Raw genomic sequence first — 25,865 nt, 5'->3', positions numbered from 1 at the left:
TGCCTGGAATTGTTAATTGATTAGATCGGACAGCTTTTTAAGGTTGAACGGTTTGCCGAAATAATAGTCGGCCGTGCCTTCGTTGAGCAGTTGGGTGGCGACATCCCTGTCGCCACCGGTCATCACGCCAATCCTGATCAGTGGGCATTGGCGACGGATTCGCCGTGACAATTCACCACCGTCCAAGCCCGGCATTTTAATGTCGGTGAGGACAAAATCAGTCGGCTGGCGAGTGAAAAGCTTCCAGGCGTCCAGGCCATTATCGGCGTGAAAAACCGTCAGGCCGTATCTTCTGAACACTTGGGTAAGCAATTCGACAATCGTTTTGTCATCGTCGGCGATCAAAATAGACTGCTGTATTTTGTCGTTTGCTGACTGGCTGGATAGCATGAATCAATCCTTTTGCAAGGTCAGGTGCTTGGCAAGACAGATGGTATCCCCTTTATATTCACCCATCCGATCATTTAGCTTGATCGTTTTGAACACAAACAGGTTACCACACAAAGCAATAGGCTATTCGGATTTTCCGATCTTGTAAACATCATAATAGCACTGATTTATTACTTATATCTTTTAAGAGGTTTTTCTACCCGTCTGCCTTTCACCAATATTTCCTGTCCTTTATTTGATCGTTTAGCCCCCATTCAAAATGGAAAATAAATTGATTTCTCGGCAACAATTACCGTATAAATGCTTTTTTTGGCCTTTATTCATCCTCTATTGTATATTGGGGATGGAATTTTACCGATAACCGTGTAGACATAGGAAGGATTCATGTCCCAGCAAATCGTACTGACCGGTATTACCACGACCGGCACACCGCATCTTGGAAATTATGTCGGCGCCATCCGTCCGGCGATTGAAGCCAGCCGCAATCAGGATGTCCGCAGCTTTTATTTTCTGGCCGATTATCACAGCCTTATCAAATGTCATGATCCCGAGCGGGTCAACCAGAGCAGCATGGAGGTCGCGGCGGCATGGATGGCGTTGGGCCTGGACACGGATAACGCGATTTTTTACCGGCAGAGCGATATTCCCGAGATCGTGGAGTTGACCTGGATCCTGAGCTGCATGACTGCCAAGGGCCTGATGAACCGGGCCCATGCCTACAAAGCCGCTGTTGCCGAGAACGAAACGGCCGGTACCCGTGATCCTGATCAGGGCATTACCATGGGCCTGTTTTGTTACCCTGTTCTGATGGCGGCAGATATTTTGATGTTCAAAGCCAATAAAGTACCGGTGGGTCGCGACCAGATTCAACATCTCGAGATGGCAAGAGATATTGCTCTGCGATTCAACCACCATTTTGGTGACCTGCTGGTTCCGCCGGAAGCTGTGGTCGATGAAGACACAGCCGTTTTGACCGGCCTAGATGGTCGCAAGATGAGCAAGAGTTATAACAACACCATCCCGCTGTTTCTGCCGGAAAAAAAGCTGCGCAAACTGATCATGAAGATTAAAACCGACACCTCCCCCCCCGAGGCACCCAAGGACCCGGAAACCAGTAGCCTGTTTGCGATCTATCGCGCCTTTGCCGATGCCGATGCCGTGGCCGCCATGCGTGACCGTTATGCCCAGGGGATTGGCTGGGGGGAAATGAAACAGATTCTTTTCGAGACCATCAATGCGGTCCTTGCCGAGCCGCGCGTCCGCTACGAGGAGTTGATTGCCGATCCAGGCCATATCGAAGCGACACTTAAAAAAGGAGCCCGGCGGGCAAGGGAGCACAGTGTTCCTTATATCGAAGAAATCCGCAAGGCAGTGGGCATTCGTCCCATTGGGGGGTAGACCTTAATCGTCATAAAGGATTAAGGGTGCAGGCAGATTGAGTGAATGAATGAATGAATTGGGCACACAGGCGGGCACCTTATTATATAAGGATTATCAAAAAAGATTTTGGTTTCATCGTGGGGGCGAAAAATTTTTCGCCCCCACACGCCACGCCGCATGATCGGCATTTTTTAACGCCTCTCCCGCTTTTCTTCCCTTCCAAACGTCCGCTTTTCCGCCTTTCCCGCGTTAACCCGATACCTTCCACCTAATAGCTTATACCTTGCTCCCTGCCCCTCGGCCCCTTCATCTTCGTCCGTATCTGTCTGGGTGAGTCCGCTGCTAATTATTTCACCGCCCGCTTCGCTCGAGACGCAAAGATCGCAGAGGGTTTAATTTCCCTGACGGGAATGTATACTGTTTTCTTTGCGAGCTTTGCGTCTTTGCGCTCAAAATATTCACGCCTTAACTTAACCAACCAAACCAATTCAACCAATAAAACTAACGAACAACATTGTCAGCATTTTTTCTCGCGTTTCCCGCCTCTCCCGCTTTTCTTCCCTTCCCAACTTCCGCTTTTCCGCTTTTCCCGCGTTAACCCGATACCTTCCACCTAATAGCTTATACCTTGCTCCCTGCCCCTTCGGCCCCTTCATCTTCGTCTGTATCTGTGTAGGTGAATCCGCTGCTAATCATTTCACCGCCCGCTTCGCTCGAGACGCAAAGATCGCAGAGGGTTTAATTTCCCTGACGGGAATGTATACTGTTTTCTTTGCGAGCTTTGCGTCTTTGCGGTCAAAATATTCACGCCTTAACCAACCAAACCAATTCAACCAATAAAACTAACGAACAACATTGTCAGCATTTTTTCTCGCGTTTCCCGCCTCTCCCGCTTTTCTTCCCTTCCCAACTTCCGCTTTTCCGCTCTTCTCGCCTTTCCCGCCTTTCCCCGTCAAACCTTGTACCTTCCACCTTATACCTTAATACTTGCGCTCAGCTATCCCCTCAATCGTAAAAATTCCTGACACCCGCCCCATCCTATCGTCTTATCACTTTACACCCTGTAAAATATCCTGACAGTCATATTTTTTTACAATGTGTCGGATTTACCGTGATTGATTTTATTTTCTTTAAATATCAGAAGCTTATAAAATACATGAAAAGAATTCCGCTGTGGCACCGAAATTGATTATAAAACTTGTAAATGAAATCGCCATACTTTCATACAACGCTGGCATCTATAAAGGCAGAAAGCGAACGATGAGACCCCTGAATACACACTATCTTTCCCTCACCCGAAAAATGGTGTTGGTGGTCATGCTAATTTCCCTAGCGCCCATGATCATCTTCACCGGAATCATCCTCAACCAATTCAGTGCCTCCCATCATGAAAAAATATATGCGCATCTGGCTGAACTGGTGCTCAAACATAAACAGAACATTGACGGATTTCTTGAAGAACGCATTCATAATATCAGATTTCTGGTCGACACCATGGAATTCGACCATATCGGTGAAAATGACGATATCGCCGAGAAGCTGATGCGCCTGCAAAGTGCCTATGGAACGGTTTTCGTTGATTTGGGAGTGATCAACGAAAAGGGACAGCAGGTCGCTTACGCAGGGCCCTTCAAACTGGAAAAGGCCCAATATGCCGATGCCGACTGGTTTAAAAAAGCCCGGGAAAATCTATATTTTACCAGCGATGTATTCCTGGGCCTGCGCGGTTCGCCACATTTTATCATTGCCGTGCAAAAAACCTGGCACGGCCAGAAATGGATCATTCGCGCCACCATCGACTTTCTCTCGTTCAACCGCCTGGTGGAAAAGGTACGCATCGGCGAAACCGGCTTTGCCTACATCTTGAACCGGGAGGGTCAATTCCAGACCAAGCCGATTTTTGATTTCACCCCCACCCTGGACATTTACGACCGCTACTTTTTTACTCTGAAGCGTATCGGCAAGGATGTTGAAATCCAGGAACGTCCGGATGGTGCCGGCGTGATGAGCATCTATGTAAGCGCCCTGCTCAAGGGGGGAGATTGGCTGCTGGTCTATAAACAGGCAAGCAGCGACGCGTTTTCGGATCTTCGCAATGCCCAGACCGGAGCGGTGATCTTTATTTTACTTGGCGGCATCATCATCGTGTGTCTGGCCGTCTGGATGTCCAATAATGTGGTCAATCGCATCGCCAAGGCAGACAGTGAAAAGGAGATCATGAATCAGCAGGTCATCGAAACCGGCAAACTGGCCTCGGTCGGTGAACTGGCCGCCGGTATCGCCCATGAGATCAACAACCCGGTAGCCATCATGGTCGAAGAGGCCGGTTGGCTCCAGGACCTGATGGAAGATGGTGCCTTTGATAACGAAGAGGATATCAAAGAGTTCGAACGCGCGTTGAATCAAATCCGCATCCAGGGCCGCCGCTGCAAGGAAATCACCCACAAGCTGCTCAGTTTCGCCCGTAAAACCGACTCGCGCATCGAAGATTTTGAAATCAGTCCCCTGATCGAAGAAATGGTGGCCCTGGCCTCCCAGCGGGCCAAATTCAGCAACATCGAATTAAACACCCATCTCGACCCCAAATTGCCCGCCATCTCTGCATCGCAATCGGAATTGCAACAGGTCTTGCTGAACCTGATCAACAATGCCCTGGATGCCATGGACAAAACCGGCGGGGTACTCGATATCATCGGCCGGCAGGAGGATGAATCCATCGTCATCGACGTCGCCGATAATGGCCCCGGCATTCCCAAGGCCAATTTGGCCCGGATATTCGATCCTTTTTTCACCACCAAGCCCGTCGGCAGCGGAACAGGGCTGGGATTGAGCATTTGCTACGGCATTATCCATAAAATGGGCGGCGAAATCACTGTAAAAAGCACAATGGATGTGGGCACCACCTTTAGCATCCGCATCCCAATCCAAACAGACGACCCCTCGGAAGGTGTAGTGCATGTAACCGGTAACGAGGACTGAAATCAAAAATACCTTCAGGAAAGGAGAATGATCAATGACAATTGCCACCATTATGCTCGTTGACGACGAAGTCCCCTTCGTCGAGGCAATGACCAAGCGTTTGAAGCGACGTGATCTCGACGTCGAACAGGCCTTTAGCGGCCAGGAGGCCCTCGACAAGTTGACCGAGGATAGCAAGACCGAAGTCGTGATCCTGGATGTGAAAATGCCGGGCATGGACGGCATCGACACGTTAAAGGCAATTAAAAGCAAGGTACCCTTGATCGAAGTGATCATGCTGACTGGTCATGCCACCGTCGAATCGGCCATCGAAGGCATGAAACTGGGCGCCTTCGACTACCTGCTCAAACCATGCGACATGGAACACCTGATCGCCAAGGTATCCGAAGCGGCAGCCAAGAAACGTCAACATGAAGATAAAATCATCAATGCCCGTATCCAAGAAATAACGGCAAGACGCCCATAGAGGAACCATGGAACCAAAACACCCGTTAAAGCAATGGCCAGAGCCGATTCGTTTACTGCTGGTGGATGACGAAAAGGGTTTCGTTGACGTCTTATCCAAGCGTCTGGCCAAGCGCAACATCAAGGCCACACAAGCTTTCTCGGGAAGCGAAGGCATCCGTCTGCTCAGGAAAAGGGACTTCGATATCGCTGTGTTGGACCTGAAACTGGAAGACATGGACGGAATTGAAATCCTTAAAATCTTTAAAAAAATGGACCCTGCCATGCCGGTTATCATGCTAACCGGCCATGGCTCAGAAAAGGCTTCCCAGGAAGGGCTGCTTTATGGGGCCTACGATTACCTGACCAAGCCGCATGAATTGGACGAATTGATCGACAAAATCCATGCTGCAGTCAGCGAAGGAAAAAAACAGCAAACCGACGGATAATTCACCGCAGTTTAAGAATCGACGTCGTGTTATGGGGTTAAAGTAAAAAGGGAGCAACGGTTGTTGTTGCCCCTATCGGTTCCATCGGAACCGATGGCGGGCAACCCAATCAATTCTTTCATTGAGGAAGGGTAAAAGGAGAGGGATTCATGCTAACCTTGGTAAAATCGAAAAATGTTCAGATTCTCTTCGCGCTTCTTCTCGGTGCCATCGTTCTCATGGCACCGAGGCCCGAAGGAAACCGTTTCAAAATCACAGGGGATTCAGCCAAAGAATTTTACGAAACCATACGGGATCAGTTCAGCCTGGTCACGCCGGCCAAACCCGATGACGGTACTTATGTTGTCGAAACCGTTGATAAAGGCTCCGCCGAATCGTTTGGAACCTTACTGCACGACAAGGCTTTGGCTTCTGGAAAGGGAGATATCCAGATCGACTACCTTAACGGGCTGTCCCCCAAGGCCATGCGTTTTTTGGCGGTGCTGGCGGTCCTGATTTTCCTCTTCCTCGTGGAGCCGATTCCTCTGGAAATCACCGCCACCCTCATCGGCGTCTCCCTGGTGCTGATGGGGATCATGGACGTGAAGTCCGCCTGGGCCCCCTACATGCACCCCGTGGTGGTCTTCATCATGTGCTGCCTGATCTATGCCATTGCACTGGACAAGGCCGGCCTGACCAAGCGCCTGGGGCACTTCATCGTCCAGAAGGCCGGCACCAATGTCGTCCGGTTTACCTTTTTCATCAGCATCGGGCTGGGGATCTCCTCCTCCTTCATGCACGACGCCGCGGCCGTGTCCATCGGCATTGTCACCATGCTGCCGCTGATGCGCGCAGCCGGCATCCAACCGCATAGCAATACGGCCAAATTCATGCTCATCTCACTGGCCTTTGCCTGCTCCTGCGGCGGCATGGGCTCCTTGGTCGGCGGCGGCCGGTGCATGGTGTCGGCGGCGTTCCTCAAGGAGTTCACCGGTATTGAGATCACTTTCATGGACTGGATCAAATACGCCATGCCCCTGGCCATCGTCACCGTACCGGCATCGGTATTGGTCTGCTACTTCGTCTTCCGCCCGGATCGCACCTTGAACCTGCCGGGCCTGGACGAGGAACTGCCGCCCTGGACGTTTCAGGAAAAAATCACCGTGGCCATCGTCGCCCTCGCCTTCATCGCCTGGTTGACCAAGGGGTTCCATGGTCTGGATTACTCCGTCACCGGCATGATCGGCGTGGCGGCGCTGGTGTTTAGCGGCATTCTCAAGTGGGACGACATCCACGAGAACCTGGAATGGGGCACGGCCCTATTCATTTTCGGCGGCGGCATCTCCCTGGGCCTGGCCATGGGTGCCTCCGGCGCGGCCGACTACTTTGCCAACCTGTTCTTCCCCTTTGTCAAGGGCGGCGGATGGTTGTTGATGTTTGTCGGGGTGGGAATCTTCGGTGCGCTGGTGACTAATGCCATGGCCAACGTCGCCGCGGCAGCCCTGATTCTACCCATCGTAATCCCCATGGCGCAGCTTGAGGGGGTCGATCCCAGGGTGCTGGCCCTGTGCCTGGGCACTGCCACATCCTTTGCCATGCTGCTGGTGATCGGCTGTCCGCCCAATGCCATCGCTTACAGCTTCAGGCAGTTCAAGGCCTCGGACATCACCAAGGTGGGCCTGGTGGCGACGCCGGTTTTGATCTTGATCCTGGTAGTCGTGGCGGCGGTGTGGTGGAACATTTTGGGACTTGTTTAATCGCTTTAAGAATGCGACACAACAGTCAAGCAGTACGCTCATCATTTAAAAAGGAAAGGTCACATGGATTCCGGACAATCCGCTAGTTTCCAATTGTTGCTAGTCGATGATGAAACGGATTTTCGCAGCACGCTGACCAAGCGCCTGAGCCGACGCGGAATCAACGCCCACCAGGCAGAAAGCGGTGAAACTGCGATTGACTTTCTCGTCACCCATCCAATGGACGTGGTGGTGCTGGATGTGAAAATGCCGGGCATGGACGGAATGGAAACCCTGCGTCACATCAAACAACGGTATCCCCAAACCGAGGTGATCCTACTCACCGGCCATACCGCGACCCGCGACGGCATTGAAGGGATCAAAGCCGGGGCATTCGATTATCTGAGCAAACCGGTGGAATTCGAACACCTTCTGGAGAAGATCAAACAGGCTTTCGAAAAGAAGCAACGCACAGAAGAGCGTCGTTTAGAAGCCGAATACAAGGCGCATATCGAGCAGCAGATGATTGCAACGGAGCGGCTGGCGGCATTGGGAACCTTAGCGGCCGGCGTGGCCCATGAAATCAACAATCCGCTGGCCATCATCAACGAAGCCAGCGGATATCTATCGAGCTTGCTGGAAAAGCCTGAATTGGCCGATATTCCCCGCAAGGAGCAGATGGGAAGGGCCGTCGAGAAAATCCAAAAAGGAGTCAAGCGGGCGCGAGCCATCACCCATCAACTGCTGGGCAGCGTCCGTAAACCGGAACCGGTCCTGGTTCACATGCACCCCAACGACCTTGTGGATGAGTCCATTCAATTGGTGAGTAAGGAAGCCAAGGACAAAGAAATCAGTATCACCCGAGAAAGCGCCAAGGATGTGAGGGCCGTATGGATCAATGCCAACCAGATTCGTCAGATCCTCATCAACCTGATCGCCAATGCAATCCATGCCACGGCACCCAATGGTCAAATCACCATCAGTATCAAAAAGCGAGAACCCAACGGCATCACCCTTGTTGTCCAAGACACCGGCAAGGGGATCCCCAAGGAAAATCTCGATAAAATTTTCGAACCTTTTTTCAGTGACAAACCGCCAGGTCAAGGAACCGGATTGGGTTTGTTCGTTACCAAGGAAATTGTCGACAAGCTCGACGGCTCCATAAAGGTCGATAGCCGTGTCGGCGAGGGCACGACCATGACCGTACACATCCCCATTCAACACCTGGAAAGTCAACGACAACGCGGCGACGACGTCGGTCATCAATAGCCAGCGACCGTCGTCGCCGAACCTTCAGCGCCCAACATGCAAAGGAGACCCGGATGATGATAAAAATACCCACCAGAGTACTTCTGGTCGATGATGAACAGGATTTCGTGGAAATGCTTGCGATGCGTCTGGAAGAAGCCGGCGAACAGGTCACACCGGCCTATACTGGCCAGGAATGCCTTGAGAAACTGGCTTCCAATGAAATCGACGTTGTCATTCTGGATATCAAGATGCCTGGCATGGACGGCATCCAGACATTGCAAAACATTAAAAACAGCTATCCCCTTGTAGAAGTGATTCTGCTGACCGGTCACGGAACGACCGAAACGGCCGTAGAGGGGATGAAGCTGGGCGCCTTTGATTATCTTCTCAAGCCTGCGGATTTCGAGGATCTGACCACCAAACTGGTTGGCGCGCGAAAGAAAAAGGATGAACAGGAGGAGCGCATCCGCAAGGCCGAAGCCCGATTGCTGTTGAGAAAACGGGGCAACATCTGAGCGCCTGATCAAAATTTAAAGCGAGCCAATGGGAGAAAAATAACATGAAAACCTTGAACGTCAAAGAACTGATGGTACCCCTTAACGAGTATGCCTCCGTATCGGAAGATGCCACGCTGGCCGATGCCATCATTTCCCTGGAGAAAGCCCAGCAATCTTTCGATCACACCAAATACCGCCACCGCGCCGTCCTGGTACTGGATCAACGCCAGCAGGTCATCGGCAAGATCAGCCAGATCGATGCGCTCAAGGCCCTCGAGCCCAAATACAACGATATTCAGGGGGAGGCACCCGGTTCCGGATTCCGCCATTTCAGCAAATATTTTCTTAAATCCATGCAGGAACAATATCGTCTCTTTGACAAACCCCTCAGCCGCATCTGTGAAAAAGCCGCCAAACTGAAAGTAAAGGATTTCATGCAGGAAATGACCGAGGGCGAATTTCTGGATGCGGATGCGACATTGGACGAGGCCATCCACATGCTGATCATGGGTAATCATCAATCCTTGCTGGTTACCCGTGACAAGCAAATTATCGGCATATTGCGCCTGACCGACGTCTTTGCCGCCGTATTTCAATCCATGACCCTGACCTGCGCCATAAAATAAGAAAACCGACAGCGGGCCATGATTGTGTTTGTCAATTCTGGATGGCCTCGGAAAGTGTTGCAGCACACCGAGGCCATCCAGCCGTTCCTCAACCCCTTTGGGCGATTGTATGACCTCCTTGGACTTTGGATGGCGTTTTCAAACTGACATTGGGAGAACCTACCGCCGAGCGGCGAATCTTTTTCGGTAAAGCTCTATTCCGATATTTCCGACCGGTTCCTTTGCCTCGAAGAGCGAAAGGAAATTGCATGTGGACACGCATTAGCCTGAAAAATCGCATCTATATCCTGTTGGCTGTTATTTTCCTGGTGACCTTCTCCGGCGCCGCGGTAATGGTCTGGTATTCCTACAGCATCGAGGGGGTGCTGACGGCCATCACCGACGAAAACCTGGTGGCCTTTCAAAGCGCCGAGTCACTGGAAATCGCCCTGGTTAATCAAAAAGGATTCGTCTCTTACTATTTTCTGGATGGCAACCCGGACTGGTTGATCCAGTTGGAAAAATATCGCCGTATTTTCAGCGAACAATTAGGGCGGGCCAGAGTACTGACCCAATCATCGGATCAGCAGACAACTATTTCTAAAATCGCCCAGGAATACGATCATTATATCCGCGAAAAAGATCAGGTCATCGAATACTATAAATCCGGCCAGGACAGATACGGTTCCCAGTTGCATCAGGATGTACGCAACCGTTTTTTCTCCATCCTGCAAATGTGCGAAGACTATAAAAAAGAACATACGGAATCAATCATGGCGGCTAAGCGAAATGCGTTGACCGAGGCAGCCAGATTACGTGACACCGCCATGGCGGTCATCGTCACCCACGTCATGCTGGTATTGCTTTTGGCGTATCAGCTGGTCAACCAAATTCTCAATCCGGTCCGGGCGTTGATATTAGAAACCAGCCGCAGCGATAACATCGAACTGTCCGGTAATGATGTTAAAACCTTAAGTAAAAGTGTCCGTGGACTCATTGAAGATGTAGGACAAACCCAGGTGGAATTGGAAAAAAGCCGTGAGAATTTGTTGCAGGCGGAAAAGATGGCCATGGTCGGCAAACTGGCGGCCGGTATGGCCCACAGTGTGCGCAACCCGTTCACGTCGGTCAAAATGCGGCTCTTTTCCTTAAGCCGTTCCTTGAAGCTTTCCGGTACCCAAAAAGAAGATTTCGATGTAATTTCTGAAGAAATTGATCATATCGACACCATTGTGCAAAACTTTCTGGAATTTTCCCGTCCACCAAAACTGAAAATTCAGCCGGTAAGCCCTTCAACCGTAGTCGATACCGCCATTCAGTTGCTCTGCTATCGTCTGGAATCCTACAATGTCAGGATTGATTTGCATCGCAGCCAGCTTTTGCCGGCCATCGATGCGGACCCCGACCAACTCAAGGAGGTGTTTGTCAACCTGATGATTAATGCCTGCGAAGCCATGACCGGTGCCGGAACCATCAGCATCGAAGAGAAGGTAATTGGGCCACCGGATCGTTTGCAGGCCCAGATTCGGGTTACCGACAATGGGCCTGGAATCCCGCCGTCCTTTGCAAAAAAAGTGTTTGACCCTTTTTTTACCACCAAGGAAGACGGCACCGGACTGGGACTGAGCATCGTTTCGAGAATTATCAAGGAACATGGCGGACGCATTGATCTCACATCAACTGAAGGACAGGGAACAACCTTTATCATTGTTCTTCCCACACAAGGAGTCACATTGTGAATACGATCCTGATTATTGACGACGACGATCAGCTGCGCATCAGTTTCGAGCGGCTGCTTAAGGAGGAGGGATACCAGGTCCGCACAGCGGCATCAGGAGAGGCCGGCATCCGCATGATCAGCGAGGAGATTCCCGATCTAGTGGTTCTGGATGTCCGTTTGCCGGGTATCAACGGCCTTGAAACCTTCAGGCAAATTCATCTGATCGAGCAAAAATTGCCGGTGATCATCATGACCGCCTATGGCACCACGGAAACAGCCATTGAAGCGACAAAAATGGGCGCTTTTGACTATGTCATCAAGCCCTTTGACATTCCCCAAATGCTTTCCACGATCCGGCAGGCTCTGGAGGCCGGTCGTTTCATGCGTTCTCCAGTGGATATGGATGTCTCTCCGGATAAAACCCAAGGGGAAGCCATCATCGGTAAAAGCCCGGCCATGCAGGAGGTGTACAAGGCCATCGGCCGGGTGTCGGCCACGGATGCCACCGTGCTGATTCGTGGTGAATCCGGTTCCGGGAAGGAACTGGTGGCCCGCGCATTATATCAGCACAGCATTCGCTCGCAAAAACCGTTTCTGGTCATCAACTGTGTAGCCATCCCTGATACGTTGCTTGAAAGCGAACTGTTCGGATATGAAAAAGGGGCCTTTACCGGCGCCACCCACCGCCGGGTGGGAAAAATTGAGCAGGCCAGTGGCGGGACGGTGTTTTTGGACGAAATCGGTGATATGCCCTTGAACCTGCAGGCCAAGATGCTGCGCCTGCTCCAGGAAAAAAGCATAGAGCGCCTGGGGGGACGAGAAACCATCCCTGTGGATGTAAGGATTATCGCCGCCACAAACCGTGATTTGGAACAACTGATTACCAAGGGAGAATTTCGCGAGGATCTTTATTACCGGCTGAAAGTAATCACGATCTGGTTGCCGTCCTTGCGAGACCGCACCGGGGACATCCCCTTGCTGGCCGACTATTTCCTCAACCGTTTTTCCAACGAACTGGGCATCGAAAATCCGGGGATCATGCGCGAAGCCATGTCCATGCTTGTTTCCAGCCCCTGGCAGGGGAATATCCGTGAACTTTCCAACACGCTGCAAAAGGCACTGATTTTCAACCGCGGGGCACCCTTGAGCATTTCGGACATCACCCAGGCTACCGGTAGTGAAGGGAAAAGCTGCCAGTTTAGCGAAGATGCGTGTGACGAAAGCATCCGGGCCTGGATTCGCACATTGCTATCCAATGGGGGCCAGGACAATCTGTTTGAAAGCTGCATGGATCACTTTGGCAGCGTTCTGGTTGGAGAAGCGTTGAACCTGACCGGCGGCAATCGCAGCCAGGCAGCCAAATTGCTGGGCATGTCCCGTCCGACCCTGCATGCCAAGATTGACAAGTATAATTTGAAAATTGAGACGAGTGTGAGGTAGGAGGGGTGAAAGAGAGAAACGCGGGAAATGCGAGAAAAAAAAATTTTAAATGCCTGAATTATGGGACTGATCTTTCCCGCCTTTTCCCGCCAGTCTCGCTTTTCTCGCTTCTCATAGTCTCGCCCCTCGACCCCTGGCTCCACGCCCCCTCCTGCTTATATCTTTTCCAAAAACGCCAAATCCTTATTCTGGGTCAGCTTGGTGCCGACCACCAGCACCTCTACCCGGTTACCGGGTTTGGTCCGGTAATACAAGCGGCCCTTGTAAGCAAAAATCACTTCAAATACCGTCTCACGATTCTTTTTCCCGAAAACCTTGCGTTTGACCGGAACCATTTTGGGATCATCGTTGAGCTGGTGAATGGTTTCTTCAGCCTTGATCTGCAGTTCCTCGGTCAGATTCATGAACCCATCGATGGCTTTATCATGAATACCAAGGTTCTTATACAGTACATTAAACCGTTTGCGCACCGCATCGCTGCCCTTTTGCACTTGACGCTGTCGGCTCGCCTTTTCTTTTTCATATTGGTCTATTTTTTCTTGAAGCGCATCAATCTCCTGTAATTGCTGAGTCTGCAGGTTAAGGTGCTGACTGATTTTTTCCTCCAATGCCACCAGCTCTTCCACCATCTCATCTTCAGTTTCGGATGCTTTTTGACGCTCCTCGTCCAAGGCTTTTTTCATCTGCTCGATTTTTTTGGACAATTCACTGCGCTGGTCTTCCAAAGCGCCGAGTTGTAACAAATGTTCCCGGTGTTCATCGGCCAGTTCATCGATCATTTTCCTGGTGGCCAGCTCGTCGGCACGGCTTTTCTTCACACCGCGGCGATAGAACAGAAAAAGCACCCCCACTGAAATCAACACGTAAAAGGATAATATAAAATTTGCAATCAGAGCGTTATGATCAATTTTGACCTTTAGGCTTCGTTGGAGCCCCTCTGAAAGCAGTCGGTAGTTTTCTCTGGCAATGGAAAGGCTGTCCGTTTCTCCAAACTCCGGTTGGGACTCTTCGTAGCCGTGAGGGTACAAATATGCACCGCTGGCTGAAGTGACGGTTATATTGATCTCAACGCCTAAAGCGGTCATCTTTCGGCTGGATTTAAAGGCAGTGATGTTTTTTTGCAGGACATCCTGAAGCTCAGCGCTGCCTTCCAATAACGGATTGACATTGCCAATCAGCACTGCGGCCAGATCCTTATCATATCGGATCTGAATGACCTTTTCCAACAGGCCAAGCGAATAAATGTAAAGCAAAGGCGGCAGCAGTACGCAAAGGATCAGTATTTTTAATGGGAAATGATGCATCGTTATATCTCAGACAGCATCTGTCTCGCATCATCGGCACCATCAAATTCCGCGTTAAAGGATAGCGCTTTTTCAAGCGCCCGCTTGGCTTGCTTTTTGTCCCCTTTGTGAAACAACGCCGCGCCAAGATGATAATGAATGACTGGATTATCAGGCATCTTTTGCAAGCTGTCCGATATTTCCTGAACGGCATTCCCATAAAGCCCTTTTTTGTAGTAAATCCATCCGAGTGTGTCCATCACACTGGGATCATCCGGTAATTTTTCCTTGGCGATACGGGCAAATTTAAAGGCTTCATCAATATCCCCATCGTGTGAGGAGAGCAAATACGCCAGATTGTTGGCCGCCGGAGCGAATTGCGGATCAACCTTTAACGCAGCACGATAGTGTTTCTCAGATAAATCGTATTTTTTCTGCATGTCAAAAATGGTGCCAAGCAGCATATGCGGTCGAACCTGATCGGGATTTTTTTCCAGAACAGCCAAGTACTGATCGATCGCCTTTTGCGGTTTTTCACCGGACAGATAAATCTTTGCCAGCTCGTAATAAGGCGGCAAAAATTGTGCATTTTCTTGAATGGCTGCCTGAAAAGCCTTTTCCGCCTGCGGTATCTTTTTCTGAGCCAACAGCACCTTTCCTTTCAGATTATTGATCAGCGCCTTGTGAATGGTGGAGTCGCCAACTTTTTCCAATTGCGCATCGCATTTGGAAAGCGCCAGGTCCAGTTCACCGTTGGCGCCATGCACCAGAATGATATTGGCAAATACGTCCATCAGCATGGGATTCAATGAAAGGGCTTTGTTGAAACTGTCCAAGGCCGCATCGTAATTTTTGTTTGCCCTTTGCAGCAATCCCATACGGTAATAACCGACTGGATTTTCCGGCTGCTGGTCGATCAGGGCGGCAAATTGCAATCTCGCCTCATCGACTTGTCCTTGCGCCATCAACGCATTACCCAGCATCATCCTGGCTTGATAATTGTTTGTATTATCCTTTAAGATGTCGGTGCATAAGCGTTGTGCATATTCAAAATCCCGCTCTTTCATTGCAATTTCGGCAAGCAGGATTTTCGCTTTTGCAAATTTTCCATTGAGCTCAATGGCCTTGCTAAGAGAGGCTTTGGCCACCTGAGATTCACCCTTCCCAAGGTGGGCCAACCCTTTCAGATAATGGGCTTTGTAGGATCGGGGTTCTTCACTCAGCAACTGATCGAAAACACCGATTGCGCCAATAAAGTCTTTTTTGTGGATCGCGATTTCGCCGTTTAACATTCGGGCAGGGAAAAAACGGGGCCTTTTATCAAGCACCCGGATCAGGTATTGCTCTGCTTTCTCCATCTGTTGATGGTTGATGTAATATCCTGCCATGGTGGTCATGATGTTTACACTATCCGGCTTGGCAGCCAGGGCTTTTTCATACATCGCCAGTGTCTTTTCGGGTGCGTTGGATAGCTCATAAAAACCGGCCGCGACCATATACGGTCTTTCTTTTTCAGGATTAACCGCGATCGCCTGAAGATAAGACTCTTCAGCATCTTTCATCTTGTTCATCTTGAAGAAAAAATTTCCTAGAATGATATGCAGATCGCTATTGTTCGGATTGAGTTGGATGGCTTTTTCGATTTGCGCCTGGGCCTTGTCATAGGCTTTTTGCTCCGTGTAAAATCGAGCGATTTCGACACGCGGCTTGATGTCCTTGGGATCTAACTGGACCGCTTTTTGGAGCTGCGATTCGGCTTCATCGAATTTTCCCTGCTTCAGATATATGCGCGAAAGACCCATATACGCCCGCGCTTGTTTTTCGTCCAATTCGATAATTTTTTTATATATTTCAGCGGCTTCAGACAGATCCTGCTCTATATTATAAATTCCGCCCATTAGAAACAGCGCATCGATGTTGTGGGGTTCTTTTTCAAGCACTGTTTCCACTCTTTTTCTGGATTCCTCGGTTTTTTTGGCCAATAGGAAAAAGGTTGCCAATTTTAGTGACGCTTTGGTGTTTTGCGGATCGAGTTTGGCCACCTTGGAGTACTCTCTGAACGCACCACGCGGATCCCCAAGCCTCAGATAGGTTTCCCCTAAGCTTTCATAGGCCGCTACAAATTCCGGATCGATTTGAATGGCATTGCGAAATTCCAGTTCGGCGCTTTTGTAATCGCCTTTTTCAAAATAAGTTTGTCCCTTTTTAAAATGAGAGGCCTTTTTTTCTTCATTTGTTGAACAACCCACGACGATAACGAGCGTTGTCAGCAGGATTAATACTTGAAATAAGCGGCTTTTCATTAATATTCCCCCATTTGATGGTAATCGGATCGGTATTTCATTTATGATAAATGAAAAGAAAGTTGATTACAAATACTATACCATCCTAACAAACGCTTAGAAGCTATAACACGAATTAAAATATTGTTTATTTCTATACAGTTATTGTGACAATAGCAAAATTGTCAGTTTCCTAACTATCATAGGTAACAGCCCCTATAATGTAAATCATTGAGGTAAAGTGACGATATGTGAACTCTTTTTCCATATAGACTGGGTGGTTCTAATTTACTCAGATGACTCAACATGGGTGCATTGGACCAACCCCCAAATCAAATAAAAAAAGCCCGATCCAAAGAGCGGGCTTTTTTATTGGACTATTACTTGAGTCTATTTTTTAAACAGCTTTTTTCTTCCAGCGCCAGCCAGGCCGATCAAACCGGAGCCTAACAGCAACATGGTGGTTGGCTCAGGAACGGGTGCGGGTTGGACTGATTCAACCATGAGGACCATATCGTTATAGTCAGGATTCTGAGTTCCAAGAAGGTCTTCCCATGCAAGAATAAATTCATTGTCGGTCCAAGTACCTGAAGCAAAGCCAGGAAGTTCGACGACATCCACGTCGTTGCCTTGATATGCCATCAAGTGGTCCAACCCATCTTCATTCAGCGTAGAGTCACTGTAAAATATTCCGTTCGGCGTACTGAGGTAATATCCAAAAAGATTAGCTGAGAAATCTACCCCAGTATCATCAAAGTTAACATATACGCTGCCATCGTTTTTTATCGAAAGTACCGTTTGATCACCGGCTTCATGAGCTCCCGAAAAGAGTGGGACAAGTTCATCTCCACTATAAACACCAAAGATATTCTCGGAAGCATATCCGGCAAGTTCAATAATCATTGTCGCAAGTGAGCCTCCTGAACCTGTTATGCTCCAATAGGCATCATTGGTGAGGTAATCCGTTTCCGCATTTACGGAACTTGGACCGTCGACAGTTATATCGTCAAAAATTTCTTGCAGGGTCATTTCTGTCGCCATGGCGTTCACGGCAGTTAAAAAAGTAATTGCGAAAACCAGTGAAGAAATCAATTTAATCATCTTCATATTCACCTCTTATTAAAGTTTCATTATTTTTTTATTCAGTGCTTTAACCATATTCATCATCACTCTTTTTTATTTCTATTTCTTTTTCTTTACCTCCATTATTTTTTACCCGTTGATACTAAGTAATGTTTGCATTTTTTTTTACGAGATCTCCTAAAACATATGTTTTGCTTCTGTTTAAGCAAATCGAATGCCAATTTTCAAAATATTTTTATTTTCAATATTTTTAGCATATTATAAAACTTTAGACATCAAATTTATTTTGTTATTGATAGGCCATACGAAATTTTAGAAATAGTTATTATGTACTTATGTAATTTTTTTCATATTCTTTACTTTAATTTAACTCAATAAAAAAATAGCACCCCAAAAAGCAATAATGAACTATGCATATCTTGAACTTTTAAGAGCTGTTGCATTGATTTAAAAAGTCACCGTTAAAAATAAAATTGGTAGGAAATTACATAGATGTGAAGTGGTAGACGGCAAAAAAAAACGGCTTGGCGTTGGAAGCCAAACCGTTTTTTAAATTATCCATCAATCAATGGATAATAAACTAACGCTTTTTGAAAATCTTCTTTCGTGTCGCACCAGCCAAACTGAAAAGACCGGTTCCCAGCAACAGCATTGTAGCGGGTTCAGGGACAGGCTGAGAAGTATAACTTGTGATCGCTTGTTCAGTCAATGTTGCCTCATTGAAGTGAAAATCGCTCAATTTAGCGGAAGCGGAAGCATCGACAGTTCCAAGGTCACTAAGTATCTTAATAGACTCAAACGTAAAACCGACTTCTCCTGTATCAACCTCCCCAATAAAAGTGTAACTTCCAATTTCAATCGTTACGAAATCGCACAAATCACGGGAACCCTTATCATCTTGCTCTATTCTATCGGTATGGATTTGAGGATCCACATATGAAACGGCAAATGCAACATTCGAAACACAGATCACTAATCCGACAGCAACAATCAACAGTAACATTCTTTTCATCTAGCACCCCTGCTATCTCTATAGATAGATCCAAATTCCTCTCCTTACTATCCTATTTTTTTACCCTCCCTTCCGTTTGATGAAAATTCAATAGATTTGACCCGAAATTATCCCGCTGAATAAGCTAATGTGACATACAAGGTGAGTTTATGTCTGTGAGATTTGATCGATAAGCTGATTAGGGGATGGTTCTAGTTTTTCATCTTTACGATAAAACCGTCTCATTAGCAACGCAACTCAGCAAGAAAGATTACGAACAGAGCTAAATACGCTAAATAACGTCGTATGATTCGTATTCATGATATATACCAATTATGAATTATATTTAAATAATAATTTTACTATTCATTTCAGGATGTTTTAAACGGGGGCGCGCTATCTCGCCAAGAAATATTACATTTTTTTCTTACTTATTGGGCAATTCATGTTATCTGTACCCAAAAATAGGAAATAAATTACATATTCATTCAGGATAAAAGTAATTTCAGGGAGGTATAAAGGTAGAATGAATTGTTACTATACCAATTTCAATCATTGGTTATATAGTTGCAGGTGGGACAATTGGTAAGGCAAAATTAGGGAGGGTTAGATTGAATCACGGCCTCTTAATTTTCTTATTCGATACAACAATTCGATCCCGATCCAGGCTCCGATGGTATTGAGAATCAGATCTAAAAGGGTAGAAAATCGTGTAGGTATCCACGCTTGTGCCAGTTCAATGCCAAGACTCAACGTTCCGCAAAACGCCAAGGCAATCCATTTTCGACTACCATCAAACCCGTAGCATGATCCCAGATAAGCAAACAGCATAGCACCGAGTGGTACAAAACCAAAAATATTAAGGCTGATGTCAGCTATCGTGACGCGGTTTAATTTGAAATAGGCTTGTGGGGTAGAAAGAACCGCTTTTTCCAGAGCAACGACATCTGATGGAATATTAAGCAATGAACCAACCATGTCGGCCTCTGATGGTCGCGACCACAACTGTTGGTTGAATTTGATTATCTGCTCCGGCAAATCAGGTTCCAGCAAAGGAACCGACTGATCCTCAACCCATTTTTCATATCTTGCTCGAACCTGTTCTGAGAAAATGGCTTTCCCGGCTATTCCCAACCCGTATATATCGCCGATCCAGCCATGATTGCCATAAACAGAATTACCCAATACCAAACGCAGCGGTCGGCCTTCTGAAGGAATCCGCAAACACCAGTCTTTTTTGGCGGCAACGGGTTTACCATTTACAAATAATCGACTCCCTTTCTTTTTACTCGCAGTAATTGTCAAGTAGCGAATTTGATCCGGTGGCAGAACGTGCATTCCGGTTATTCTTGGCCATCTTCGGGCGTTGTTGTAATCGTTGCCATTCATGACAATCAAAGAATCTTTGTATTGCCAGATGGCCATCTGCCTTCCATCATCGCCATCGTGCAAAAGAAGCAGCGGTCCAAAGCCTTGCCGCTGATTCCGTCCAGGCCTCACGACCATCTCGATGGTCAGCGAGTCAACCTTGCGGTTCAACCGAGAAATCGATAGATCATCGACATAAGCAATTCCCGATCCTTGGAAACGCAGGGCGGTTCGATCAGGCAGCCATAAAGCATCATTGATATTACCATCCCCCCTTATTCGCAAGCCAAAATAAAGGACCATCAACACCATCATTACGGTCCCAAAAGCCAATATGTGTTTTTTGGATTTCGTTTTAATTGGTCTTCAATACCTTTGGGGACGAGTTATTTGGGTTGGTTGGGTTTGGTTGGGTTGGTTGCTGGGAATGCGGAGAATGCTGGTGCGTGGAGCGAGAATATGAAAAGCGAGACTGGCGGGGAACGCGGGAAAGGCGAGAAAAATGGGCTATCGGTTTTCTCCTCGAATCCTTGCCCTCCTTGCCCCTTCATTTCTATCATCCAAATCGTCAGTGTCTGTCTGTGTGAATCCGTGGCTGTTGTTTCACCGCCCGCTTCGCTCAAGACGCGGAGATCGCACAGGGTTTATTTAGATTTCCCTAACGGGAAGTAGGGATCAAATAATATAGAATTTCTATCCGTTTTTTCTGGCAAAACCAGCTCCCCCCCAACTTTTCTCTGTGATCTCTGCGGCTTTGTGAGAGACTATCTTTACTTTATCTCTCGCCCCGCTTTTCCCGCTTTAACCATTCACCATTTCCCACTCCCCACCGTCCACCGAACCAACAAAACCAATTCAACCAACCAACTAACAAAGTTATCCTTCCACCAACGCCCTCACATATTTCGCAATGGCAAGGCAGGCAGTCAGACCGGGCGACTCGATACCAATCAGATTGACCACACCGGCAAGACCTTTGGCAGATTCCTCCTCAATGATGAAATCCCTGACCGAGTCGCCAGGTTTTTGTAATTTAGGTCTGATCCCGGCCATTTCCGGATTGAGTTGTTCGATGTTGATATCGGGTAAGTATCTTACTGCCGCCTCGAAAAAGGATCTGCGCACTGAATTATCCACACCATACTCGAGGGTCCTGTCGGGCAGGTAAATGGCATTGGGACCAAGCTTGATGCGATCGCTCAAATCGATTGTGGCATGGACACCCAAGCCCACATGGTTCACCTGAGGAACCGGATAGACCAGCCGTCGTATGTAGCCATGCGGCACATCCAGGCTGAAATATTCGCCTTTCCAATAATGCAGCCGGTAACCACATGCGTCAATATCTATACCCATGGAAGCCGCGATGGTGTCAGCTTCAAGGCCCGCGCAATTAATAACCCAGTGCGAATTAAATCTGTCGGTATCACCATCCGGATACGTTACATGAATCCGGTAATCACCACGATCGCGCTTTTCGATCCTTGAAACCATTGTCTGCGTTACAAACTGAGCACCATTTTTTTTGGCCTCGGACAAATACCTGCGCATCAGCCGGTGAGAATCAATGATTCCGGTGGAAGGTGATAAAAGCGCTGCAAACGCCTTTACATTGGGTTCAAGAGCTTTTATTTGCTGTGAACTCAGTCTCTCAAGGGGTACGGCGCCGTTATCCCTTGCCTTTTCCGCTATTGATTCAAGGATTTCTTCCTCATCCGGATCTGTGGCAACAATAACCTTGCCACATCGACGATGCGGGATTCGACTTTCTTCGCAAAGCTGATAGAGTAATCGGTTGCCCTCTACGCAAAACCTGGCCTTTTTAGAGTCTTTTGCATAGTAGATACCAGCGTGTATCACCTCACTGTTGCGGCTTGAGGTCTCTTGGCCAAAACTGGGGTTTTTATCGATAAGCAGAATATCGTTGTGGATTTTCGACAATTCAGCCGCCACGGCAAGACCGACCACCCCTGCGCCGATTATCGTCGTCGTTTTATTCATTGAAGCAGCTCTGTTCCCATGTATTCATTTGATCCCTATCTCAGGGATCAACCCCTCTGCGTCTCTGCGCCCTCGAGCGAAGCGGGCGGCAAATAAAATAATCACCGCAGAGTCGCAGAGAACGCAAAGAAAAGAAATGGTTTTGTTTGGCTTCGCCAATAAAAAATAGTGTTTTACCTTTCCCGCATTTCCCGCATTTCCCGCCAGTCTCGCCTTTCTCGCCTTTCTCGCTTTTCCTCGTTTCGCTCCACGCACCAGCATTCTCCGCATTCCCAGCAACCAACTCAATAAACACAACAAACCCAAGGAACTCAACGAACTCAAAAAACAACCGGTTCATTGACATCCTTAGCTTCATAGGCAGGAAATTGTTTAATAAACTGTTGATCAAGCAATTGGGTAGATAAAATGGCAACCAAAGCCATATTTTCCCGTTCACTTAAAAGCATCCCCTGACGGCTGCGGCACTTTTTAATCAACCGGGATACTTTTGGGGCATCGAAATATCCGCTGGATCGTATCTGCTCCTCACTCAATAAGGTATCGACGTAATCCAATGACCGATCGCCAAAAAAGCTGCGGCTGATCGGGGCGCGGTATGGCTGCTTGGCTCTGTCAACCACTTCTTTGGGAATAACTTGCCTGGCGACTTGTTTGAGCAGAAACTTCTCATCCAGGCTACGTAGACGCAATTGATCCGGCATCCGGCAGGCAAATTCAATAACACGATGGTCAAGGTATGGGAAACGGCCTTCAATAGAATTAGCCATGGCCATACGATCCCCTTGGGAAGAAAGTAGATAATTGGACAGGAAAATGTTGATTTCAATATACTGGGCTCTTGAAAGCGGGCTCCAGGACATAAAATTGTCTGGCAGTCTGTCGCTGAACCGCTTGACAAATCCCTCGATGGAATCTTCTGCCCCCCTGAAATCATCGTTAAAAAAAGACTTTAATTTGTATGTGTTCTGCCACCGCAACAAATGCGAATAAACAGGCGAGCCCGTCTGCAAAAGGTTTTTTTTGAAAAAACCTTCTATAAACTGCCGGGATCGCTGATTGGCCTCTGAAAAAATATAAGGGTATAGCTTTTCCAAAAGCCTGGGCCGCGATTTAGATCGGGGGTGGCGCGCCCAAAATCGACGTATTTTATCCTCTTTGAAAATATTGTAGCCGGCAAATATCTCATCCGCCCCTTCACCGGTCAGGACAACCTTGAAATCGCTTTCCCGGACAAGTCTAGAAAGCATGAAAAGCGGCGTGGGCGCGGTCCGGATAATCGGTGTTTCGGTATGCCATATGATCTTTGGGAACAGCTCACCGATGTCACTCTCCGAGCAGTGAATGTCCTTGTGGTCGGTCTTCAAAGACCGGACAGCGATGGATTGGAATGATGATTCGTCAAAGCGTTTATCTGAAAAACTGACAGAGAAGGTACTTAACCGATTGTTGAAGTTTTGCTTTACCAGCGCACTGATATACGTGCTGTCAATTCCTCCGCTGAGATAAGCACCGACAGGGACATCGGCCCGCAAACGGATACGGGAGGCATCAAGAAGCAGTGCGTTTAATTCCTCCGCCCAATCAGAAAGGTTGCGAGGTTGGCCGTTTTCAGGCGTAAAATCCGGTTGCCAATAAGGTTGGGTATTCATCCCCATACGGGTATACGTTGCATAGTGGCCGGGCAAAAGCTGGAAAATATCTTTAAATGAAGTCCGCTCACCAAGGGGCGCCCAGCAGGTAAATACATCAGAAAGGGACTGGGGATCAATCTGCCGCTCAATTGTCGGATCCGCAAACAGCGCCTTGATCTCGGATGCAAAGGCAAGCCGGCCATTTTTATGGTGGTAGAACAAGGGCCGAATGCCGACCCGGTCCCTCCCCAGAAGAAGGGATTGCGATTTTGCATCCCAAATGGCGATGGCAAACTGGCCATTGAGTAACTGGAAGAGGTCGGTGCCCTTTTCCTCATACAGATGAACAAGCACCTCGGTATCTGTTTGTGTATAAAATTTGTGTCCTTTGCCCTCCAGATCAACCCTGAGGTCAGGATAATTAAAGATTTCTCCATTAAAAACAATCCAGACCGTGCGATCCTCATTGTGAATCGGCTGTATACCACTGCTGCTAAGATCGATAATACTCAAGCGGGCATGTCCGAGCCCGACCGGTCCATCCAGAAAAAGACCCGACGCATCCGGTCCGCGGTGGTGCATCAGATTGACCATGCGCGTAAGGAGTTCCCGTTTATCCTCTGGCCCCTTAAAATTTAAAATCCCGGCGATTCCACACATTGTTTGTCCAGTTTTTTGGGTTTATTGTGTTAGCCCTTAGAAATGCGTAGAGCGTGGAGAATGGAGCGAAAATATGAAAGGCGGGACTGGCGAGAAACGCGGGAAATGCGAGAAAATGGGCCACCAGCATCCCCCTCAACCCCTTGGCCCCTTGAATCCTTCATATTCATCTCTTCCGATCTTCCCCTCTTCCTAACTTCAGATTTTCCCTAATTTATGCTCCTCGCCCCTTGCCCCCAGCTCCAAGCCCTATCCCCTTGCTCCTCACTCCCTGCCTACCAGCTATTTTACCTTTTTCCCCGCAACTCCTTGGTCCCTCGGCCCCTTCATCTTTTATGTCTTGCCTTTTCCCGCCTTTCCCGCATTAACCATTAACCCTTTCCGCCTCCCTGCCCCTCGCCTTCCACCTTCCACCTTCCACCTTATACCTTATGCCCACCTTCCCCCAAATACGACCGAATACGCTCAGCAATCCTCGAAGCCGTTCTGCCATCCCACAATTCCGGCGGATTTTTCTTTTTTCCCTTTTGATTCAATATAGACTCAATGGATTGGCGAAGTTCTTGAACTTTGCACAGACGATTAGTCCCCTCGATTACAGTAACCGGCCTTTCCGTGTTATCACGTAATGTGATACAAGGGATACCCAGGTAGGTTGTCTCTTCCTGTATTCCTCCAGAATCAGTCACGACCAGACGACAATTAAAAACAAGATTCATAAAGCGCACATAATTCAGCGGGTCCAGACATTTCATACCATCTGTCGCCTGCAATTTTTCCATCATCTTGAAGCGTTCCAGGTTTGCTCGGGTCCGTGGATGGATGGGAAAAACAACCGGATGGATAGCGGCGAGCTCTATCAGCGCATTGACCAGGGAACGCAAGGTATCTTCATTGTCAACATTTGCCGGTCGATGCAGGGTAACTACCGCGTACACATTCCGGCTCAGTCCCATGTCCTGCCAGGTTCCAGCATTTTCTATTTTACCACGCATCATTTCTAATGAATCAATCATGATGTTGCCGACCCGTTGAATCTTTTCAGGAGGAACACCTTCACGAATCAGGTTTTCATCCCCATCCGGGGATGGCGTCCACAACAAATCGGCGATGGAATCGGTCACAATCCGGTTGATTTCTTCCGGCATGGTTCTATCAAATGAACGCAATCCTGCTTCCAAGTGGGCTGTTTTAATACCCAACTTGACCGCAGCAAGGGTTGCAGCAATAGTCGAATTCACATCCCCGACAACCACCACCAAGTTCGGTTGTTGCTGCACTAACACTTTCTCGTATTCAATCATGACTCGCCCGGTCTGCTCGGCATGGGTGCCGCTCCCCACCCCAAGATGAATATGCGGTTCCGGAAGATCAAGATCCTTGAAAAAGGCATCCGACATATTGATGTCGTAATGCTGACCGGTGTGTACGATAATGGGCGTCGCCCAATCTGTTTTGTTCAGTTCATGATACAATGGAGCAATTTTCATGAAATTAGGACGAGCCGCTGCGATTAGATGGATTTTATAGTCTTTTTTCATTGTCATATTAATTTTTCCCTGTCACGCATATTAAGATAGATTACTACCCTTTGCGTTCTCTGCGGCTCTGCGGTGATTATTTTTTTACCGCCCGCTTCGCTCGAGGGCGCAGAGGCGCAAAGAAGGTTGATTTTCCAATGTGAAATCACCTT

Annotated in this window: 20 protein-coding genes; 10 read left to right on the top strand and 10 right to left on the bottom strand. The window is 48.2% G+C overall.

The window, feature by feature from the left end:
* Window positions 1-12 precede the first annotated feature (12 nt).
* Window positions 13-390: a response regulator gene (locus Dvar_RS19410; RefSeq protein ID WP_419663548.1), complete on the bottom strand. Its 378-nt coding sequence runs from the start codon at window positions 388-390 to the stop codon at window positions 13-15.
* A 384-nt stretch (window positions 391-774) separates the two neighbouring features.
* Here Dvar_RS19410 and Dvar_RS19405 point away from each other — a divergent pair, with 384 nt between their 5' ends.
* The 10 genes from Dvar_RS19405 (at window position 775) to Dvar_RS19360 (ending at window position 12,870) form a co-directional block, all read left to right on the top strand.
* The gene (locus Dvar_RS19405; RefSeq protein WP_419663546.1) at window positions 775-1,788 is read left to right on the top strand and encodes a tryptophan--tRNA ligase; all 1,014 of its coding nucleotides are present in this window, start codon (window positions 775-777) and stop codon (window positions 1,786-1,788) included.
* A 1,299-nt stretch (window positions 1,789-3,087) separates the two neighbouring features.
* The gene (locus Dvar_RS19400) at window positions 3,088-4,749 is read left to right on the top strand and encodes a sensor histidine kinase (protein WP_419663544.1); all 1,662 of its coding nucleotides are present in this window, start codon (window positions 3,088-3,090) and stop codon (window positions 4,747-4,749) included.
* Between the two features lie 34 nt (window positions 4,750-4,783).
* Complete coding sequence (locus Dvar_RS19395) at window positions 4,784-5,215, top strand: response regulator (RefSeq protein ID WP_419663543.1); 432 nt, start codon at window positions 4,784-4,786, stop codon at window positions 5,213-5,215.
* A 7-nt stretch (window positions 5,216-5,222) separates the two neighbouring features.
* Window positions 5,223-5,642, top strand: a complete 420-nt coding sequence (locus Dvar_RS19390) for a response regulator (protein WP_419663542.1) — start codon at window positions 5,223-5,225, stop codon at window positions 5,640-5,642.
* 149 nt (window positions 5,643-5,791) lie between these two features.
* Window positions 5,792-7,378: an SLC13 family permease gene (locus Dvar_RS19385; RefSeq protein ID WP_419663540.1), complete on the top strand. Its 1,587-nt coding sequence runs from the start codon at window positions 5,792-5,794 to the stop codon at window positions 7,376-7,378.
* Window positions 7,379-7,441: 63 nt separating this feature from the next.
* A complete protein-coding gene (locus Dvar_RS19380) occupies window positions 7,442-8,626 on the top strand; it encodes a sensor histidine kinase (protein ID WP_419663538.1) in 1,185 nt (394 codons plus the stop codon).
* 56 nt (window positions 8,627-8,682) lie between these two features.
* The gene (locus Dvar_RS19375; RefSeq protein WP_419664136.1) at window positions 8,683-9,123 is read left to right on the top strand and encodes a response regulator; all 441 of its coding nucleotides are present in this window, start codon (window positions 8,683-8,685) and stop codon (window positions 9,121-9,123) included.
* Window positions 9,124-9,167: 44 nt separating this feature from the next.
* A complete protein-coding gene (locus Dvar_RS19370; RefSeq protein WP_419663536.1) occupies window positions 9,168-9,731 on the top strand; it encodes an HPP family protein in 564 nt (187 codons plus the stop codon).
* Window positions 9,732-9,979: 248 nt separating this feature from the next.
* Window positions 9,980-11,449: an ATP-binding protein gene (locus tag Dvar_RS19365; protein WP_419663535.1), complete on the top strand. Its 1,470-nt coding sequence runs from the start codon at window positions 9,980-9,982 to the stop codon at window positions 11,447-11,449.
* On the top strand, window positions 11,446-12,870 hold the full coding sequence (locus Dvar_RS19360; RefSeq protein ID WP_419663533.1) for a sigma-54-dependent transcriptional regulator: 1,425 nt from the start codon (window positions 11,446-11,448) through the stop codon (window positions 12,868-12,870). The genes Dvar_RS19365 and Dvar_RS19360 overlap by 4 nt, the downstream gene beginning before the upstream one ends.
* A 155-nt stretch (window positions 12,871-13,025) precedes the next feature.
* Here the strand turns inward: Dvar_RS19360 and Dvar_RS19355 are convergent, their stop codons facing one another.
* From Dvar_RS19355 to wecB, 9 genes are all read right to left on the bottom strand, one after another.
* Window positions 13,026-14,174, bottom strand: coding sequence for a hypothetical protein (locus Dvar_RS19355; protein WP_419663531.1), 1,149 nt, complete (start codon window positions 14,172-14,174; stop codon window positions 13,026-13,028).
* A gap of 2 nt (window positions 14,175-14,176) precedes the next feature.
* Window positions 14,177-16,456: a tetratricopeptide repeat protein gene (locus tag Dvar_RS19350; RefSeq protein WP_419663530.1), complete on the bottom strand. Its 2,280-nt coding sequence runs from the start codon at window positions 16,454-16,456 to the stop codon at window positions 14,177-14,179.
* Between the two features lie 369 nt (window positions 16,457-16,825).
* Window positions 16,826-17,542 (bottom strand): DUF4114 domain-containing protein, encoded by a 717-nt coding sequence (locus Dvar_RS19345; protein ID WP_419663528.1) that lies wholly within the window; start codon window positions 17,540-17,542, stop codon window positions 16,826-16,828.
* A gap of 556 nt (window positions 17,543-18,098) precedes the next feature.
* On the bottom strand, window positions 18,099-18,530 hold the full coding sequence (locus Dvar_RS19340) for a PEP-CTERM sorting domain-containing protein (protein WP_419663526.1): 432 nt from the start codon (window positions 18,528-18,530) through the stop codon (window positions 18,099-18,101).
* A gap of 585 nt (window positions 18,531-19,115) precedes the next feature.
* Complete coding sequence (locus tag Dvar_RS19335; RefSeq protein WP_419663525.1) at window positions 19,116-20,192, bottom strand: VanZ family protein; 1,077 nt, start codon at window positions 20,190-20,192, stop codon at window positions 19,116-19,118.
* A 561-nt stretch (window positions 20,193-20,753) separates the two neighbouring features.
* Complete coding sequence (locus Dvar_RS19330; protein WP_419663523.1) at window positions 20,754-21,878, bottom strand: NAD(P)/FAD-dependent oxidoreductase; 1,125 nt, start codon at window positions 21,876-21,878, stop codon at window positions 20,754-20,756.
* A 40-nt stretch (window positions 21,879-21,918) separates the two neighbouring features.
* Window positions 21,919-22,218 carry a hypothetical protein gene (locus Dvar_RS19325; RefSeq protein WP_419663522.1) on the bottom strand — a complete coding sequence of 100 codons (300 nt, stop codon included), beginning with the start codon at window positions 22,216-22,218 and terminating at the stop codon, window positions 21,919-21,921.
* Window positions 22,199-24,172 carry an asparagine synthase (glutamine-hydrolyzing) gene (gene asnB, locus Dvar_RS19320; RefSeq protein ID WP_419663521.1) on the bottom strand — a complete coding sequence of 658 codons (1,974 nt, stop codon included), beginning with the start codon at window positions 24,170-24,172 and terminating at the stop codon, window positions 22,199-22,201. Before asnB ends, Dvar_RS19325 begins: the two co-directional genes overlap by 20 nt.
* Before the next feature lie 422 nt (window positions 24,173-24,594).
* Window positions 24,595-25,719, bottom strand: coding sequence for a non-hydrolyzing UDP-N-acetylglucosamine 2-epimerase (gene wecB / locus Dvar_RS19315; protein WP_419663519.1), 1,125 nt, complete (start codon window positions 25,717-25,719; stop codon window positions 24,595-24,597).
* Between the last annotated feature and the right edge of the window lie 146 nt (window positions 25,720-25,865).

This window comes from Desulfosarcina variabilis str. Montpellier (assembly GCF_048565275.1).
Lineage (GTDB): Bacteria > Desulfobacterota > Desulfobacteria > Desulfobacterales > Desulfosarcinaceae > Desulfosarcina > Desulfosarcina variabilis.
Note: the sequence above shows the minus strand (reverse complement) of the source record. Positions and strands in the feature narration are given on the sequence as shown.